This is a genomic window from Herbaspirillum sp. NPDC101397, from assembly GCF_044767325.1.
In the GTDB taxonomy this organism is placed as follows: Bacteria; Pseudomonadota; Gammaproteobacteria; order Burkholderiales; family Burkholderiaceae_D; genus Herbaspirillum.
In genome coordinates this window covers 177,479-194,984 of the sequence record NZ_JBIWNS010000007.1, presented here as the reverse complement: position 1 = coordinate 194,984, position 17,506 = coordinate 177,479, and the positions used below count along the sequence as shown (strand labels likewise).

Annotated in this window: 16 protein-coding genes; 5 read left to right on the top strand and 11 right to left on the bottom strand. The window is 64.3% G+C overall.

Annotated elements, in window-relative coordinates:
- Positions 1-276: 276 nt before the first annotated feature.
- Positions 277-3,135 carry an EAL domain-containing protein gene (locus ACIROW_RS18210; protein WP_402277859.1) on the top strand — a complete coding sequence of 953 codons (2,859 nt, stop codon included), beginning with the start codon at positions 277-279 and terminating at the stop codon, positions 3,133-3,135.
- A gap of 48 nt (positions 3,136-3,183) precedes the next feature.
- Here ACIROW_RS18210 and ACIROW_RS18205 read toward each other — a convergent pair whose 3' ends face one another.
- The 4 genes from ACIROW_RS18205 to ACIROW_RS18190 form a co-directional block, all read right to left on the bottom strand.
- Positions 3,184-3,993 carry a metallophosphoesterase gene (locus tag ACIROW_RS18205; protein WP_402277858.1) on the bottom strand — a complete coding sequence of 270 codons (810 nt, stop codon included), beginning with the start codon at positions 3,991-3,993 and terminating at the stop codon, positions 3,184-3,186.
- A 14-nt stretch (positions 3,994-4,007) separates the two neighbouring features.
- Positions 4,008-4,940 (bottom strand): AEC family transporter, encoded by a 933-nt coding sequence (locus ACIROW_RS18200; RefSeq protein ID WP_402277857.1) that lies wholly within the window; start codon positions 4,938-4,940, stop codon positions 4,008-4,010.
- Positions 4,941-5,076: 136 nt separating this feature from the next.
- A complete protein-coding gene (locus ACIROW_RS18195) occupies positions 5,077-6,366 on the bottom strand; it encodes an MFS transporter (protein WP_402277856.1) in 1,290 nt (429 codons plus the stop codon).
- A gap of 116 nt (positions 6,367-6,482) precedes the next feature.
- Positions 6,483-7,415 (bottom strand): LysR substrate-binding domain-containing protein, encoded by a 933-nt coding sequence (locus ACIROW_RS18190; RefSeq protein WP_402277855.1) that lies wholly within the window; start codon positions 7,413-7,415, stop codon positions 6,483-6,485.
- A 135-nt stretch (positions 7,416-7,550) separates the two neighbouring features.
- Between ACIROW_RS18190 and mnmC the strand changes: the two genes are divergently transcribed.
- A complete protein-coding gene (gene mnmC / locus ACIROW_RS18185; RefSeq protein WP_402277854.1) occupies positions 7,551-9,329 on the top strand; it encodes an FAD-dependent 5-carboxymethylaminomethyl-2-thiouridine(34) oxidoreductase MnmC in 1,779 nt (592 codons plus the stop codon).
- 35 nt (positions 9,330-9,364) lie between these two features.
- Positions 9,365-9,991, top strand: a complete 627-nt coding sequence (locus ACIROW_RS18180) for a pyridoxamine 5'-phosphate oxidase family protein (RefSeq protein WP_402277853.1) — start codon at positions 9,365-9,367, stop codon at positions 9,989-9,991.
- An 82-nt stretch (positions 9,992-10,073) separates the two neighbouring features.
- Here the strand turns inward: ACIROW_RS18180 and ACIROW_RS18175 are convergent, their stop codons facing one another.
- Positions 10,074-10,400 (bottom strand): YXWGXW repeat-containing protein, encoded by a 327-nt coding sequence (locus ACIROW_RS18175; protein ID WP_402277852.1) that lies wholly within the window; start codon positions 10,398-10,400, stop codon positions 10,074-10,076.
- A gap of 262 nt (positions 10,401-10,662) precedes the next feature.
- On the opposite strand from ACIROW_RS18175, the gene ACIROW_RS18170 reads away from it, so the two are divergent.
- On the top strand, positions 10,663-11,871 hold the full coding sequence (locus ACIROW_RS18170; protein ID WP_402277851.1) for a low temperature requirement protein A: 1,209 nt from the start codon (positions 10,663-10,665) through the stop codon (positions 11,869-11,871).
- Between the two features lie 26 nt (positions 11,872-11,897).
- On the opposite strand, the gene ACIROW_RS18165 is transcribed toward ACIROW_RS18170, so the two are convergent.
- The 3 genes from ACIROW_RS18165 to ACIROW_RS18155 are packed head-to-tail and all read right to left on the bottom strand — an operon-like array spanning position 11,898 to position 13,941.
- On the bottom strand, positions 11,898-12,686 hold the full coding sequence (locus tag ACIROW_RS18165) for a molybdopterin-dependent oxidoreductase (protein ID WP_402277850.1): 789 nt from the start codon (positions 12,684-12,686) through the stop codon (positions 11,898-11,900).
- Positions 12,683-13,306 carry a cytochrome b/b6 domain-containing protein gene (locus ACIROW_RS18160; RefSeq protein ID WP_402277849.1) on the bottom strand — a complete coding sequence of 208 codons (624 nt, stop codon included), beginning with the start codon at positions 13,304-13,306 and terminating at the stop codon, positions 12,683-12,685. The genes ACIROW_RS18165 and ACIROW_RS18160 overlap by 4 nt, the downstream gene beginning before the upstream one ends.
- Before the next feature lie 11 nt (positions 13,307-13,317).
- Entirely contained in the window at positions 13,318-13,941 is a 624-nt protein-coding gene (locus tag ACIROW_RS18155; RefSeq protein ID WP_402277848.1) for a DUF5666 domain-containing protein, read from the bottom strand.
- A 223-nt stretch (positions 13,942-14,164) separates the two neighbouring features.
- On the opposite strand from ACIROW_RS18155, the gene ACIROW_RS18150 reads away from it, so the two are divergent.
- The gene (locus tag ACIROW_RS18150; protein WP_402277847.1) at positions 14,165-15,784 is read left to right on the top strand and encodes an NAD(P)/FAD-dependent oxidoreductase; all 1,620 of its coding nucleotides are present in this window, start codon (positions 14,165-14,167) and stop codon (positions 15,782-15,784) included.
- Between the two features lie 35 nt (positions 15,785-15,819).
- On the opposite strand, the gene ACIROW_RS18145 is transcribed toward ACIROW_RS18150, so the two are convergent.
- From ACIROW_RS18145 to ACIROW_RS18135, 3 genes are all read right to left on the bottom strand, one after another.
- Positions 15,820-16,464 (bottom strand): DsbA family protein, encoded by a 645-nt coding sequence (locus ACIROW_RS18145; protein WP_402277846.1) that lies wholly within the window; start codon positions 16,462-16,464, stop codon positions 15,820-15,822.
- On the bottom strand, positions 16,461-16,709 hold the full coding sequence (locus ACIROW_RS18140) for a 2-hydroxymuconate tautomerase family protein (protein WP_402277845.1): 249 nt from the start codon (positions 16,707-16,709) through the stop codon (positions 16,461-16,463). The genes ACIROW_RS18145 and ACIROW_RS18140 overlap by 4 nt, the downstream gene beginning before the upstream one ends.
- 180 nt (positions 16,710-16,889) lie before the next feature.
- On the bottom strand, positions 16,890-17,474 hold the full coding sequence (locus ACIROW_RS18135; RefSeq protein ID WP_402277844.1) for a HutD family protein: 585 nt from the start codon (positions 17,472-17,474) through the stop codon (positions 16,890-16,892).
- Positions 17,475-17,506: the final 32 nt, after the last annotated feature.

Here is a 17,506-nt window from a genome sequence, read left to right as displayed (position 1 = left end):
CGCCTGTCAGTAAACTTTCCTGCAGGACACAACAGCGCGCCGCATTTTGTGGCGCGTTTTGCATTGCGGCGCGCCCCGTTCTGGTGAGGTGCTGCACCGGCCCGGAGTTTTCTCTGTAGGACAGCCCTGCGCAGTTTTAGTGAAGCCTTCCGGCGCTCCCATCGCGGTAAACTTTCCTTCAATAAAGTTGGAAAAAAATTAATCAATAATGCGTCTGCGCAGAGGGTGGCGCGTTTATGATGGCTTCATACCGGTCACGAAAAATGTCATCCCCGCATGTACAAAGCGATCAAACGCGTAGGAGCCTCGATCTCGGTGTCGCTGACACTGGTCATCGGCTTTGGCGTGACCGCCTTGCTGTTCCTCGCGACATGCAAGCTGGAAGATGATGCCTTCAATCTCGACTTCGAGCGGCGCGCGCTGCTGCGCGTGACCACGCTGCAACGCGGACTGGAAGAAGCGGTACAGGTGCTGACCGTCATCAACCGCCTGTTCGCCACCGTCGACAATCCCACCCGCGAGCAATTCCACACCTTCACCGCGCCGTTGATCGAGAAGTACTCGCACGTGCAGGCGTTCAGCTTCCAGCGCTTCGTCACACGCGGCGAGCGCGCCGGTTTCGAGAACGCCATGCAGGCGCGCTACCCCGGGTTCGGCATCAGCGCGCTGGTGGAAGGCAAGACTGTGCCTTCGCCGATCCGCGAGCGCTACCTGGTGGTCGACTACCTCGAACCGCTGCAAGGCAACCGTCCCGCGCTCGGCCTCGACATGTCGGCCAACGCCACCGTCATGCAGGCGTTGCAGCAAGCCATCGACAGCGGCAAGCCGGTATCGACCGGCGCGTTCCGGCTTGCTCAGGCATCCACCAATGAACGCGGCCTGCTGGTGCTGATGCCGGTGTACCGCGCCGGCATGCCGCTCGACACCCTGGCGCAGCGCCAGGCGGCGGTGATCGGCGACACCACGGCGGTGTTTCATGCACGCGTGTTGCTGCAACGGATTTTCAGCGCGGTCGGCCCGCTGCGACGCGAAGACGTCGACGTCAGCGTCTACATCGGCGAGCACGCCGATCCGGCCGACCTGGTCTACCGCAGCGACAGCACCGCCGCCAAAACATTGCTGCCGTCGTGGCTCGGTTACCGCAAGCCGGTGCGCATCCGCCGCACCTTCAACATCGCCGGCCAGCCCTGGCATCTGGAAGCCAAATCGGCGCCGATCCCGCTGACCGCCAATCATTCCAGCTCGCTGCTGATCCTCGGCGCCGGTACCTTGCTCACGCTGCTGGCGGCGGCCTATTTGTACACGCTGTCGATGCGCTCGCGGCGCATCCAGCGCACCGTCGACGAACGCACCGCCGAGCTGCGCCTGACCAATGTGCTGCTCAAGGAAGACATTCAGGCGCGCCAGCAGGCTGAGCACGCGCTGCAGCTGCGCCAGCGCGCCATCGAAGCGAGCGCCAACGCCATCATCATCATGCAGGCGACTGCGCCCGACTATCCGATCGAATACGTCAATCCGGCGTTCGAGCGCATCACCGGCTACAGCGCCGGCGAAGTGATCGGGCACAGCATCCGCCTGCTGGAAAGCGACAACGCCGATGGCCATGCCCACGGTTTCGAGGAAATCTGGAGCGCCATGCGCGAGCAGCGCGAAGGCAACGTCGTGCTGCGCAACCACAACAAGAGCGGCGCCGAGGTGTGGAATGATCTGTACATCGCGCCGGTGAAGAGCGAGCAGGGCACGGTCACGCATTTCGTCGCGGCGCTGTACGACATCACCTCGATGAAGCGCTATGAGGCGGAGCTGGAATTCCAGGCCAACCGCGACGTGCTGACCGGCCTGGTCAATCGCAACATGCTGCGCAAGGTGCTGGAAGAAGCGATGGCCTACGCCGAGCGCTACCAGCGTTCGCTCTGGGTGGTGTTCGTCGACCTCGACCGTTTCAAGTTCGTCAATGACACGCTCGGCCACAAGGCCGGCGACCTGCTGCTGAAAACCATCGCCGGTCGCCTGCGCGCCGCGGTGCGCGACACCGACACCATCGCGCGGCTGGGCAGCGACGAGTTCGTCATCGTCATGTCCGAATACACCGGCATCGGCCTCGACACGCGCCACCTGCATCGCATCCAGGAGGCCGTGGCGGCGCCGATGACGATCGAGGGCCATACCTTCTTCCCGACCTGCAGCATCGGCGTGGCGGCCTATCCCGATGACGGCCGCGAAGCCGAGGTGCTGGTCAAGCACGCCGACATCGCCATGTACCGCGCCAAGCAAAGCGGCCGCGACAACTATCAGTTCTACACGCCGGCCATGAACGCGCAGGCGCTGGAGCGCTTGCGCATCGAAGGAGATTTGCGCATCGCGCTGGACCGTAATGAATTCCTGCTGCATTACCAGCCCAAGATCAATCTGCGCAGCGGCCGCATCGTCGGCATGGAGGCGCTGATTCGCTGGAACCATCCGGAGCTGGGCATGGTGTCGCCCGCGCGCTTCATCAGCCTGGCCGAAGAGACCGGCCTGATCCTGCCGATCGGCTCATGGGTGATCCGCACCGCCTGCGCACAGGCGCGCGCATGGCAGGAAGCCGGGCTGGGAACTCTGCGCGTCTCGGTCAATCTGTCGGTGCGCCAGTTCGTGCAGAAGGACCTGGTCTCGTCGATCGCCAAGGTGTTGCAGGAGACCGGGCTGGACGCTGACTTCCTTGAACTGGAACTGACCGAGAGCCTGGTGATGACTGACGTCGAACACGCCATCGGCATCCTGCGCGAACTCAAGGACCTCGGCGTGCATCTGTCGATCGACGACTTCGGCACCGGCTATTCAAGCTTGTCTTACCTGAAGAAATTCCCGATCGACGTGCTCAAGATCGACAAGTCCTTCGTGCGCGACATCACGCTCGACGCCGACGATGCGGCGATCACGGTGTCCATCATTTCGCTGGCGCACAGCCTCAAGCTGCACGTGATCGCGGAAGGCGTGGAAACCGAGGAGCAGCTGTCCTACCTGCGCCAGCACGGCTGCGACGAGATGCAGGGTTATCTGTTCAGCCCGCCGGTGCCGGCCGAGCGCTTCGCCGAGCTGTTGCAGGAAAAGAACGACACGCTCGTCACCACGCTGGAGTTCAGCGCGCGCTGAGTCCGGCCATCCGCTTCTTCTTCTTCTTCTTCTTCTTCTTCTTCTTGCCTAGATCTCGACCACCAGTTGCGGATTGAAGGCCGGATTCTCCCACTCAATATCTTCCAATGTCGCCGCCTGCTTCAGGTTGAGCGCATAGCCGCGCGGGTTGGTCACGACGCGGCAGCCTGCCACCGTGTAATCGAAACTGTCATGCACATGGCCGTGCACCCACAGATCCGCCCGCGCCAGCAGCGGCGTCAGATCGCTGATGAAGCCGGGGTTCAGCGCCGAGCCGGCGAAGCGCTCATGGATGGATTGCGGATGCGGACCATGGTGCGTGATCACCACGGTCTTGCCGTCGAAAGGCTGCGCCAGTTGCTGCTCCAGCCAGGTGCGCGAACGCCGGTGCAATTGCAAGGCATCCTGCGGCGTGAACAACGCGCCGCCCGGCATGGTGATCACGCGATGGTCGAACAGGATCTTGCCGGCTTGTTCCATCGCCGCGTCCAGCGTCAGCGATGGCGTCCCTTCTTGTTGCAGGGCATAGTCGGTCCACAGGCAGCAGCCGAGGAAGCGTATGCCGTCTTCGATCACAACCGAATTTTCGAGATGCCGCACGCGCCCGTCCGAGGCTTGCGCGCTGCGGCCGATATCTTCGACCACTTGCGGGTACTGTGCGTCATAGGCCTCGTGGTTGCCGTGCACATACAGCACCGGCACCGGCCAGCCGGCGAAGGCGGCAATCGCTGCATCGCCATTGTGGATGTCGCCGGCGATGATCAGCAGGTCGGCGTCGGTCGGCTCTATGGCGCGATAGCCGGGGAACGACGGCGTCATGCGTTCGAGATGCAGGTCGGAGGCGATCTGGATTTTCATGCGAAAGAAATTCCTCAATGTGCTATCCACGCCAGGATCAGCGAGATCGTGAGCAGCGACGTGGTGGTGGAAATCAGGATGGCGCGTGACATCAATGCCGCTTCGCGCCGGTACAGCTCGGCCAGCATGAACGGGCCGGTGCCGATCGGCATGGCCGACAACAGCAGAGCGGTGTCGGCCCACATCTTCGGCAGCGGCAAAATCCAGTAGGCGAACAATGCCGTGATGGCCGGATGCAGCAGCAACTTGAAGCCGACCAGCAGGCTCACCGAACCGGTCTGCTTATTGTCGATCGGCTGCGCCAGGAACAGGCCCAGCGACACCAGCGCACAGGGACTGGCGGCGGCGCCCAGCAGCTTGAACAATTGCTGCACGCCGGTCGGCAAGACATAACCGCCGGCCGCCACCAGGCTGCCGAGGATCGGCGCGATCAGGATGGGATTGCGGATCAGCGAGTGGCCGGTCTTGAGCAGGCTGCGGCCGATGTGCTTTTCGGCGTGCAGGCAGATTTCCAGCAGCACGATGGCGATGGCGAACAGCAGGCAGGCGGTCATCACCATGGCGATCACGGCCGGCGGCATGCCGTCGCGGCCGAAGGCCAGCAGGCACAGCGGAATGCCGATGAAGCCGACGTTGGCGTACGACGTGCCGAGGCTGTCGATGATGATGTCGCCGGCCGCCGCGCCCTGGCGATACTTGATCCAGGCGGTCAGCACGAACACCACCGCAATGCCGATGGCGAACACGGCGATAAAGCGCAGGTTGCTGAAGTCGGCCGGCGTCAGCCGCGCAATCGAGTCGAACAGCAGCGCCGGCAAGCCCAGGTAGATGACGAAGCGGTTCAGCTCGCTGGCGGCGTTGACGCTGAGGATATTGCGCTTGCGGCACAAATAGCCGAGGAAGATCAGCGCAAAGACCGGGAAGACGACATTGAAGATGGCGAGCATGAAGTGAACGCAGGGCGGCTGGCTGCATGGATGACGGGTGCGGACGATTTTAAAGGGTTTTGCCGCACCCGGTTTTTCCACCGCCGCGCAAGTACCTTGCGAGTACTGCGCGCACTGCATTTCTACAAGCCTGCTTTCAGCTGAGCGCCGCCGTCAGCATGCCCGGGCTGTTATCGGCCGGCTTGTCGTTGATGGCGAAGTGCAGCAGCGCCGCCAGCAAGCCGGCCGCCACCGTCGCGCCCCACACCATCGTGTACGAACCGGTCAGGTCAAACATGTAGCCGCCCAGCCAGGCGCCAAGGAAGGAGCCGATCTGGTGGCTCAGGAAGCACACGCCGAACAGCGTGCCGAGGTGGCGCGTGCCGAACACCTTTGCCACCAGTCCGCTGGTCAGCGGCACCGTGCCCAGCCAGGTCAGGCCCATCACGGCGGCGAACACCATGACCGAGGCGCTGGTCTTGGGCAAGGCCAGGAACGCGGCGATGGCGCCGCTGCGGATCAGGTATAGCCAGCCCAATACATACTGCTGGCGGAAATGTCCGCCCAGCCAGCCGCAACCCCAGCTGCCGGCCATGTTGAACAGGCCGATCAGCGCCAGCGCGGTTGCGCCCAGGCCGAGCGGCATGTGGCACAGCGTCAGGTAGCCGGGCAGGTGGGTGCCGATGAAGGCCAGCTGGAAACCGCAGGTGAAGAAGCCGATGGTCAGCAGGCGATAGCCGCGGTGGCGGCCGGCCAGGGCCAGCACTTCTTTCAGCGATGACGTGGCCGGCTCGGCGGCGGTGTGCGCTGCTGATACAGGCGCACAGGATTTTTTGCGACCCCGGTCCAGGATCACGCCGGCCGGCGCAATCGCCAGCGCGATGGCAGCCAGCACGAACAGCGAGACCGATACGCTTGCGCTTTCGCGCAACGTTTGCGCCAACGGCACCAGCAACACCTGGCCGAGCGAACCGCCGGCGCTGGCGATGCCCATCGCCATGCTGCGCTGCTGCGGCGTGGCGACGCGGCCGACCGAGGCCAGCACCACGCCGAAGCTGGTGCAGCTGATGCCGATGCCGACCAGCAGGCCCAGCCCGATGATCAGCAGCAGGCCGGACGGCGCCACCGCCGCCAGCGCCAGGCCGGCGGCAAAAGTGACGGCGCCGAACGCCACCACCGGCGTGGCGCCGTAACGGTCGGCAGCGGCGCCGGCGAACGGCTGCGCGAAGCCCCACACCAGATTGTGCAGAGCGATGGCGAAGGCGATCACCGTCACCGGCAAGCCGCGATCGTAGGAAAACGGATTGATGTACAGACCGAAGGTCTGGCGCGTGCCCATGACGACGCTGAGCACCAGTGCGGCAGCGATGACGACCCACAGCGCGGGATTGCCGGCGCGGGAAAGGGGAGCCGGGGTTGGCTCGATTGGCCCGATGGATGCTGACATGATGGATGTCTCCGTTGCGATCACAGAACCGCACATTAGCAGCGGCGCAATCCGGCGACAAAGGAAAGGATTTTGACGATGAGTGAGCGGGGCTCACTCATGCCGCGCACCCTCGTTCAGTGAGGTGAATCCGCGTGCGCCGCCCCCTGCGCCTCGGCCAGCAGCCAGCGCCGGAATCCGACCACGTCGGCACGCTCAGGGGCGTCCTCGGCACTGACCAGCCAGTAGGCCGTTTCGGCGTCGACCAGTCCGGTGTGCAGCTCCTTGCTCAGCTCCACCAGAACGCCGCTGGCGAGATCGCGGTCGACCAGCGGACGCCGGCCGAGCGCCACGCCGAGGCCGCTGATGGCCGCTTCGAAAGCCAGCTGGATGGTGTCGAGATGCAAGCCGCGAAGGGCGTCGACGCCGCCGGCGCCGGTAGGTGTGCCGGTGCGGGCGAGCCAGGTTTGCCAGTCTTCGCTGGCCTGGGTGACGTGGATCAGCGTGGCGCGGCGCAGGTCGATTTTGCCGTCGTGTCCGCGCAGGCTGTCGCGACAAGCAGGACTGCAGACCGGCACCAACTGCTCGCCGAACAGTTTGCGCCATGCCGGATCGGCGACCGGCGCGCGGCTCATGCGGATGGCGAAATCGAAGCCGTCGGTCGGCAGATTGACCTGGCGCGGCGAGGTGTCGACGGTGACGTTGGTGTCCGGCCACAGCGTGCGGAAGTCCTGCAGGCGCGGCAGCAGCCAGCGCGACGCCAGCGTCGGCGCGCAGCTCACCGAGATGCTGCGGCCGTGGCGGTCGGGCAGGCGTTGGGTGCCGGTGGCGATCAGCTCGAAGGCCTTGGAGATGTAGCGCAGGTAATCGGCGCCGGCCGGGGTCAGCGTCAGGCGGCGCGGCGCGCGGATGAATAATTCCACGCCCAGGGTTTGTTCGAGGCTGACGATGCCGTGGCTGACGGCGCTGGGAGTGACGTTGAGTTCGGCGGCGGCGAGCTTGAAACTCTGGTGGCGGCCGGCGGCTTCAAAGAAGCGCAGGGAAGAAAGCGGTGGCAGGCGAAGCGGCATGACAGGTGTCCCCAACGGCGGTCTGGCGGAGGCGAAGGTGATAGACCCGGCCGGCGCCTGCCGCAACGTGATGGAGGGACAGCGTATCATATTGCTGCTGCGGCCGATGGCCGCTCCCGAACCGTGAATGCCTGCATGACTCCAGTCGCTTTTCCCTCCGCCGGTTTTACCGATGACGCTTTGCGTGGGCATTGGTGCGGGCATGCGATTTATACAATTTTGCAGACCGGTTACAGCAATGCTTTCCTGCAAGCCTGGGCGGCGTTGCGCGAGCAGGCCGGCCGTGCCGATGGCGCTGATGCTCCGCAGCGGCTGCACTATGTGCTGATCGATGCTGCACCGCCGACGGCGCAGCAATTGCGTGTGATGGCGCCGACCAATGCACTGGCCGACCAACTGGCCAACGCCTGGCCGCCGTTGACGCCCGGCTATCACCGGTTGTTGCTGGAGCAGGGCCGCGTGGTGCTGACCCTGATTATTGGTGACATCGCTGCGAGCCTGGCGCAGCTCGATGCACGGGTTGATCTGTTCCTGTTGCATGACGATGCCATGTGGACCGCGCCGCAGTTGAAACGACTGGCGCGACTGGCTACGCCGCGCGCGCAATTGCGCGTGGGCGCGTGGCATGCGACATCCATCGAGTTGGTTGCCGCAGGTTTCACGGCCGATGAAGACGACAAGTCGGTCGCGCATTTCACCCCACGCTGGAAGGTAACCGAGCGCGCCGTTCCGCAAGACCGCCACGCGCTCGTGATCGGCGCCGGCCTGGCCGGCAGCGCCGCCTGCGAAGCGCTCGCCGCACGCGGCTGGCAGATCACGCTGATCGAGCGGCATGCGCACGCTGCGCAGGAAGCTTCCGGCAATCTGGCCGGCGTCGCCATGCCGGCAATTTCACGTGACGACAATCCGACCGCGCGCCTGACGCGAGCAGCCTTCCTGTTTGCGCAGCAAGCATGGGCACGCGCCGGCGTGTTTGACGGTGAGCAAAACAACGGCAAAGCCTGCGGCGTGCTGCAGGTGGCGCGCGACGCCGAACAGGCCGAGGCATTCGTGCAGGCGGCGCGACACTGGAATTATCCGCATGACTACGCGCAGTGGTTATCGGCAGAGGAAGCAAGCTTGCGACTCGGCATGCCGACCGGCAGCGGCTGGTTCTTTCCACGCGGCGGCTGGCTGCGTCCGGCGGCGGTGTGCGACGCCATGCTGCGTGCCTGCGGTGATCGCCTGCAACGTCGCTTCGGAAAAGAAGTAAATTCTTTGCGCCGCGTTGAGGGGCAATGGCAGGCGCTCGACGCCGACGGCAAGATTATCGCCGCCGCGCCGGTGGTCATCCTCGCCAACGGCATGCAGTCGACCGGACTGGCTCAGGCGGCCGCGTTGCCGTTGCACACGATACGCGGACAGGTCAGTCATTTGCCGGCGGCGTCGTTGCCGGACTTGCCGTTCGTGCTGTGCGGCGACGGTTACCTGACCGGCGCAGTCAATGGGTTGATCAGCGTCGGTGCAAGTTATGATCGCGACGATCACGATACGGCCTTGCGCGCCGACAGCCACGCCGGCAATCTCGACAAGTTGCGGGAATTGCTGCCGGGTGTGTCGCCTGAGATCGACCCGGATACCTTGCCGGGACGCGTCGGTTTCCGCTGCGTCTCGGCCGACCGGTTGCCGCTCGTGGGCGCCTTGCCCGATCAGGAAAAACTCGCAGCGGGCGGCGAAGTCCAGCTGCGCGATGCCCCGCGCTGGCCGCAGCTGTACGGCTTGCTGGCTTACGCCTCGCGCGGACTGATCTGGGCGCCGCTGGCGGCAGAGATCGTGGCCTGCGCGCTGGAGGACGAACCGGCGCCGCTCGGCAAGGACTTGCTGGCCTTGCTGGATCCGGCGCGATTTGCGCTCAAGGCGCACAGGAAGAATTAAGCACAGGAAAATCCAAGTACAGGGAGAGCCGCATCATGTTGGCAGACGCGCAATTCGACATCACTTCCGTGGCCGCGCTGGAGGCGCTGTTCGGCCAGCCGGCCCAGGCTTCGCTGGCCAAGGAACTGGACCACATCAATGACCACTACCGCCGCTGGATCGCAGCCTCGCCGTTCCTGGCGCTGGCGACGGTGGGCGAGGGCGGCCTCGATTGTTCGCCGCGCGGCGATCCGCGCGGTTTCGTCGACGTGGTTGATGCGCATACGGTGGTGATTCCGGACCGGCGCGGCAACAACCGCATCGACAGCCTGCGCAACCTGGTGGCCGATCCGCGTGTGGCGCTGCTGTTCCTGATTCCGGGCCAGGGCGAGACGCTGCGCATCAACGGCCGCGCCCGCATCAGCAGCGATCCGGCCCTGCTGGCGCGCTATGCGGTGGACGGCAAAGCGCCGCGCGTGGCGCTGGTGGTGGCGGTGGAAACGGTGTTCTTCCAATGCTCGCGGGCGGTGGTGCGCGCGGGTTTGTGGGATGCCGCGCGCCACGTCGAAAAGGGCAGCCTGCCGACGCCGGGGCAGATCCTCGAACAGGCCAGCCGCGCCGCCATTGATGGCGCCGCTTATGACAGTGCGTTGCCGGAGCGGGTGCGCACGACCTTGTATTGATCTTCTGAAATACGTCCTGAAGAATAAAAAAAGGCCTGCAGTAAAAGCAGGCCTTTCTTCTTTCTTCATGGGTGATGCCGACTCAACGACCCCAGCCGCCGCGGTTGAAGCGCCAGCCGTCCGGTTCCTGGTGCCAGCCCGGCGGCGCGTAATGGCGACCGCGACGTACGCGTTCCCAATGACCGCCGACCCAGACGTGGCGATGGCCGTTCCAGGCCCAGTAGCCCGGCGCCCAGACGTAGCCGCGGCGCGGCGGCGGCATGCGTTCATAGCGCGGCGGTGGCGGCGGCGTGCCGATGCGAATGTCGACCGAGGTGCGTGCCTGCGCTTGCGCGACCGGCGCCACCAGGACCGATGAGGCTGCGCCGGCGGCGATGACGACGGCGAGGATGATGTTCTTGTAACGCATGATGTGCTCCCTTGTGAAGCGACGTGTGCAAGCATGTCGCGATGGCTTCAATGTAGATCAGGGTGCGCGCGGCAACTGTAATTTTGTGTTTCGCCGCAGGCGCGAAACCGCAAAACGGAAACGCCTCGAAACAAATTCGCCTTCAGCCGTCTGTCAGATATAAGCAACTGTCGCAGGTCGTTACGGCGTTTCGGAAGCCGTGCGCCTTGTCCATAGCCGAGTGCGTGTGCGACGATAGATGCATCTGATCCAGGGAGGGAACATGAACAAGTCATCGGCAAAAAAGCCGCTCACCGGCCTGCTGCGCGTACGCGACGGACATGAGGCGCGCGTCTCCTTCGTGGAATTGTTCTTCGACCTGATCTACGTCTTCGCGGTGACCCAGCTGTCGCACCGGCTGCTGGAAAACCTCACCCTCGCCGGCGCCGTCGAGACGCTGGTGCTGTGGTTCGCGGTGTGGCTGGCGTGGCAATACACTTCCTGGGTCACCAACTGGTTCGATCCCGAAACGCTGCAGATCCGCGTGCTGCTGTTCGCCATCATGCTGGTCGGCCTGCTGATGGCGGCGGCGATTCCCGAAGCCTTCGCCGGGCGCGGCCTGGTGTTCGCCATTGCTTATGCTGCAATCCAGGTCGGGCGCACGCTGTTCGTGCTGTGCTGCCTCGGCAAGGATCACGCGTTGACGCCGAATTTCCGCCGCATGTTCGGCTGGCTGTTCATCTCGGCGGCGTTCTGGATCGCCGGCGGCCTGTCGCAGGAACACCGGCTGGCGCTGTGGATCGTTGCCGTGGCCTGTGAATACTTCTCGCCGATGATCGGCTTCGCGCTGCCCGGACTGGGCCGTTCGGACACGCGTGAATGGACCATTGAAGGCGGCCACCTGGCCGAGCGTTGCCAGCTGTTCGTCATCGTCGCGCTGGGCGAAGCGCTGCTGGTCACCGGCGCCACCGTGGCGCATGCGGCGCAGTGGGAGGCGCCTGTGATGGTGGCGTTCGTGGTGACCTTCGCGAGTGCGCTGGCGATGTGGTGGCTGTACTTCGACACCAGCAGCAAGGACGGCAGCGACGCCATCGTGCATTCCAGTGATCCGGGCCGCATCGGCGCGTATTTCCACTACGTCCACGTGATCATCGTGGCCGGCGTGATCGTCTCGGCGGTCGGCGCCGAACTGGTGATCGCGCATCCCGACCAGCGCATCGCACCGACTTCGCTGCTGGTGCTGATCGCCGGACCGGCGCTGTACCTGCTGGGCAACGCGGTCTACAAGAAAGTGGTGTATCGCCGCCTGCCGCTGTCGCATCTGGCCGGGATGGTGCTGCTGGCCTTGCTGGCGGCATTCGGCTTCGTGACCGACCTGCTGATGGTGGGCGGCCTGGCGGCGGCGATCCTGATCCTGACCGCCGCCTGGGAAAGTTGCTCACGCCGCAAGACGGCGCTGGCATATCAGGACGAGCACGCCTCTCAATGGTGATGTGGTGATCTGCTGATTCGCCGGAATTAGACACCGCTGAACCAGTTGTAGCCTTGGTCTTCCCAGTAGCCGCCCGGATTCTGATTGGTCACGTAGAGGGCGACGACGTGCTTCGGGTTCTTGAAGCCGAGCTTGGTCGGCACCCGCACCTTGAGTGGAAATCCGTAGGACGTGGGCAGCGCTTCGTTGCCGAAGTCGAGCGCCAGTATCGTCTGCGGATGCAGGGCGGTCGGCATGTCCAGGCTTGAGTAATAGCGGTCTGCGCATTTGAAGCCGACGTACTTCGCCGTCATGTCGGCGCCGATGGCCTGCAGGAAGGTCCGCAGTGGTATGCCCGACCACTGGCCGATGGCGCTCCAGCCCTCGATGCAGATGTGGCGGGTGATCTGGGCCGCCTGCGGCAGCGTGCGCAGACGTTCCATGGTCCATGGCTGCTTGTCGCTCACCATGCCCGAGACCTCGAGGCGCCAGTCGGCGACGTCGATGTCGGGCGCGTTGACCTCGTCATAGAAAGCATTGAAGGGGAAGGGATTGGTGATCTGGCTTGCGGCGTACGTCGGCGCCAGCTTGTCGCCGCGGAAGAGTGCGGCCTGCACCCGGTCGTTCCAGCGCGACATGGCCCACAAGACCTTGTCCACCTGGTCGTTGTCCTGCAGATCGCAGCCGGACAGCATCGACAGCGCGCCCACCGACAACGAGGCCCGCAGGGACGATCGCAAAAACAAACGCCGTTCGAGTTTTACCAGCGCGGTACGGTGGTCCGCCAGGCGGATGCCGTCAGGCTTGCGCGGCGGTTTGTCATCCTGTCGGCTCATGGCAGATTCTCCGCGTGCCCGTTGACACGTCCCCGCCCGGTGATCATGGGCAGCAGGGTTTTGGGGACCAGCGCCACCAGCAGCAAATGAATCACGACGAACGCCGCGATGCCTGCCATGGCGGCAAAATGCACCTTGCGTGCGAAGTCGAAACCACCGAGCAAGTCGCACAAGGTATCCAGTTGCACCGGCTTCCAGATGGACAGTCCCGATAGCACGGCCAGCAGGCCCAGCGCGATCACGCCCCAATACAGCAACTTCTGGACGGCGTTATAGACGCCCGGCCGGTGCGGCAATTTGAAGCGCAGCGCCTGGCGTGCATCGCCGACCACGTCGCGCGCATGCAGCGGCAGCAAATGCCTGCGGAAGTGCCCGCTGGCCACGCCATAGACGACATAGAACACGCCGTTGGCGAACAGCAGCCACATCGCCGCGAAATGCCAGGCAATCGCACCGCCCAGCCAGCCGCCCAGGGTGGCCCACAGTGGAAACTTGAAACCGAAGAGCGGCGAGGCGTTATAGATGGCCCAGCCGCTCATCAGCATGCAGCCGATGGCAAAGGCGTTGAGCCAGTGCGCGATGCGCACGGCCAGCGGGTGAAGCAGCACGTTCTTGCGCATCGGAGACCTTCTTACATTGGCGGCGCGACGCCGTTCTTGCCGGCGCTGATCGATGCGGCGGTCAGGCTGCCGTCCGGATTCTTGCGCGCGCGCACGACCACCTTGGCGCCCACCACCAGCAGGGAGCGGTCGCCGGCTTCGATGTTGACGATAGGCACGTCTTCAGGAACGATGATTTTCTTTTCGCCGCCCTTGTACTTGAGCGTGAGCGTGCGGCCGTTGCTGGCGACCACATCGCCGACGGTGCCGTTGGTCATGGTGCTGTTGGGCGCCAGGTCGAACGGACGATGGCCGTCGCCGGTGCCGGCCAGGGCCGGCGGGAACACGTGCACTTCCAGCGCCTTTTGCGAACCGTCCGGCTGCGGAATGGCGGCCGCGCCGATGTAGCTGCCGGGCTTGATGTCGTTGATGTTGGCCAAGGAAATCGCCGCGACGCGGGTGTCCTTGTCGAGCTTGACCGCCTGTTCGGCGCCGCGATTGGTCTTGACGACCAGGTTGTCGCCGCTGACCGAGATAATCGCACCGCGCACGCCGGTCGGCGCCGGCGTCTGTGCGAAGACGGCGGGGGCGATGAAACCAGCTGCAAGGATGGAGACTGCCGCGCCGCGAAGACGCTTCTGGAGGGAGGCATTCATAGGTGGGAGTGGGACCGGTGGGTTGAGATAAGGTCATGGTAGGCAAGCTGGCTGCCAATCTGATGACATTTGCATGACAAAAATGTCAGATTGCGGCGATCCCATGGCGCCGCGCGATGCCGGCAGGGCAAGGGTGGATGGGGCCCTTGGAGTAAAATGCCGGCTGCTGCAAAAAAAGCCTGAAGCGACGGCCATGCAGCGTTTCTCAACTGAAAGACTGCACATGCTGCGAATAAGCGAAATACAACTCCCCCTCGACCATCCCGAAGCCGACCTGCGCGCCGCCATCCTCGCGCGCCTCGGCGTGCCCGACGCGGACCTGTTGAGCGTGAGCCTGTTTCGCCGCAGCTATGATGCCCGCAAGAAATCCGCCGTCACCCTGAATTACACCGTCGACGTCGAAGTGCGCGACGAAGCGGCCGTGCTGCAAAAGCAAAGCCTCAAGGACAAGTCGCCGATCGTGCCGACGCCCGACACCAACTACCATTTCGTCGCGAAAGCACCGGCCGGACTGAGCAAGCGCCCGATCGTCATCGGCACCGGCCCGTGCGGGATTTTCGCCGGCCTGATCCTGGCCGAGATGGGCTTCAACCCGCTGATCCTGGAACGCGGCAAGACCGTGCGCGAACGCACCAAGGACACCTGGGGCCTATGGCGCCAGCGCGAACTGAAGCCGGAATCGAATGTGCAATACGGCGAAGGCGGCGCCGGCACCTTCTCTGACGGCAAGCTCTACAGCCAGGTCAAGGACCCCAAACATTACGGCCGCAAGGTGCTGACCGAGTTCGTCGCCGCCGACGCGCCGCCGGAAATCATGTACGTCAGCAAGCCGCACATCGGCACTTTCCGCCTGGTGAAGATGGTGCAGCTGATGCGCGAAAAGATCGTGTCGCTGGGCGGCGAATTCCGCTTCGAGCAAAAGGTCGACGACCTCGTCATCGAAGACGGCCAGGTGCGCGGCGTGACGCTGGCAAGCGGTGAACACATCGAAGCCGACCACGTCGTGCTGGCGATCGGCCACAGCGCGCGCGACACCTTCCAGATGCTGTACGACCGCGGCGTCTACATGGAAGCCAAGCCGTTCTCGGTCGGCTTCCGTGCCGAACATCCGCAGTCGCTGATCGACAAGTGCCGCTTCGGGCCCAGCGCCGGCCATCCGATTCTCGGCGCGGCCGACTACAAGCTCGTGCATCACGCCTCCAACGGCCGGTCGGTCTACAGCTTCTGCATGTGCCCGGGCGGCACCGTGGTGGCGGCGAGTTCGGAACCGGAGCGCGTGGTCACCAATGGCATGAGCCAATACTCACGCAATGAGCGCAACGCCAACAGCGGCATCGTGGTCGGCATTTCACCGGCCGACTATCCCGGCCATCCGCTGGCCGGCATCGAATTCCAGCGCAAATGGGAGTCGCGCGCCTATGAACTGGGCGGCCGCAACTACGACGCGCCCGGCCAGCTGGTCGGCGACTTCCTGGCGAAGAAACCATCCACCCAGCTCGGCAGCGTGACGCCGTCGTACAAGCCGGGCGTGCTGCTGGGTGAGCTCGATCAGTCGCTGCCCGACTACGCCATCGACGCCATCCGCGAAGCGCTGCCGTTCTTCGACAAGCAGATCCGCGGCTATGCGATGCACGATGCGATGCTGACCGGAGTCGAGACGCGCACCTCTTCGCCGGTGCGCATCCGCCGCAACGACGACACGCTGCAAAGCCTCAACACCAAGGGTCTGTATCCGGCCGGCGAAGGCGCCGGTTATGCGGGCGGAATCATGTCGGCCTCCATCGACGGCATCAAGGTGGCCGAAGCGGTGGCGCTGGCGATTGTGGGGAAGGTGGGCGCGTAATCTCGCAATGAGATTACGCCGGGGCCTTGCCTAAGTCAGTGCAGCGCCGATTGCAGAATTGATTGCAGACTCGCGTCGAGTTCATCGACGGAGACATAACCCGGACTGAGGTTCATCAGCTCGCCGTCCTTTTCCAGGAACAGCGTCGGGAAACTCTGCACGCCCAGCGCACGGGCCTGGCGGAAATCGCTGCGCGCAGCGGCGATGGTGCTTTCCTCCGACCACACGCGATAAAACGTCCCGGCATCGATCGCATGGCCGTCGAGCGCCAGCGCATCCGTGGCCAGCCGGCTCAGGATCGGGCCGTCGGTGGTGTCCACCGCTTCCACATAAAAGCCATGTTGCAGCGCCCGGAACACCGCCAGCAGATCAGCCTCGGGCGCAAGGATGCGGGCGGCAACCACGGCGCGGCAGATCGGCTCGGTGTCGTACACGAAGTTCTCGCGCGCCAGCAGGCCCTCGCGATTGAACGGCAAGCCGCTGGCGGCTTCCACACGCGCCCAGTGCATCAGGCGGAATTGCTTGCCGGCTTCGTCAAGCACATCGGTGGCGCCGGCGCGCAGGCCGCCGACCACGATTTCGACCGGCAGATCGGGATGGCGTTCGGTCAATGTGGTGAGCTCCTTGCCGAAGCCATAGCACCATGAGCACATGGGATCGCCTACATACACGAGCTTCATTTCTTGTCCTGATTTTCGATGGACTTTGCGGCTTTTTCGGCGGCCTGGCGCTGGCGCAAGCTGGTCACGTTTTCCATGCCGACACCCCAATTGTCGGTATCGACTTCATCGATGACGACAAAGGTTGAGGAGGGATGCTTGTTGAGCACGCGTTCGAGCAGCGCGGCGGTGCCCTGGATCAGTTCCAGTTTCTGTGCGGCGGTGATGACGCCTTCGCGGGTGACGCGGATGTTGACGTAGGGCATGGCGGAACTCCTTGGGTCGTGAGGTGATGGGAATCATCAGGTTCACGACGGACTATACCGATGCCCTCCGCATTGATAAATACGGAGCACTGCAATTGAGTTAATACACAGTGTAATGAATGCCTGAATACGCACCGCCGGGACCGGCAGCAAGAGGAGAGGGAGGCAGGTGATATAGCCTTAGCGCGGCTGCCGGTACAACTGCACCAGCATCAGTTCCGCCGCATCCGAGATCAGCAGGCGTTCTTCGTCCGCATCGCGGAACAGCACGGCGTCGCCGGCGTGCACCCTGGTCTCGTTGGCCAGGCTGCAATTGCCGTTGACGACGTAGACCAGCGCGGTGTCGCCCGTCGCCGAGAGCACCGTGGTTTTGGTGATGGTCAGCTGTTCCACCGTGTGGGTGAACGCGGCCCGGCGCGTCATGACGTTGAAGTCGACGATGCCGCCGCCGATCAGCGTACAGTGGATCGCGGTCTCGCCGTCGAAGCGGTAGACCGGATCGCGCGGCGTCAACTCGCGTTGCTCGACCCCAAGCTCGCCGGCGACGTCGAGCAGGATGCCTTTGCCTTCCAGGATCGCCAGCGAGCGATCCACGCCCGGGAACAAGGAAAACTCATTGGCCTGCTGCACCGTGGCGACGCTGATGCGCCAGTCGAAGGAGTCGAGCGAGCTGTCCTGCGGAAAGCGCTGGATCTCGCACGTCATGCCGCCGCCGTTTTTCCAGCGCATCAGGCGTTGTTGCGATTGCGGGATCAGGACGGACATGGATGAGGCCGGTTGGAAAGAGGGTAGGCGAT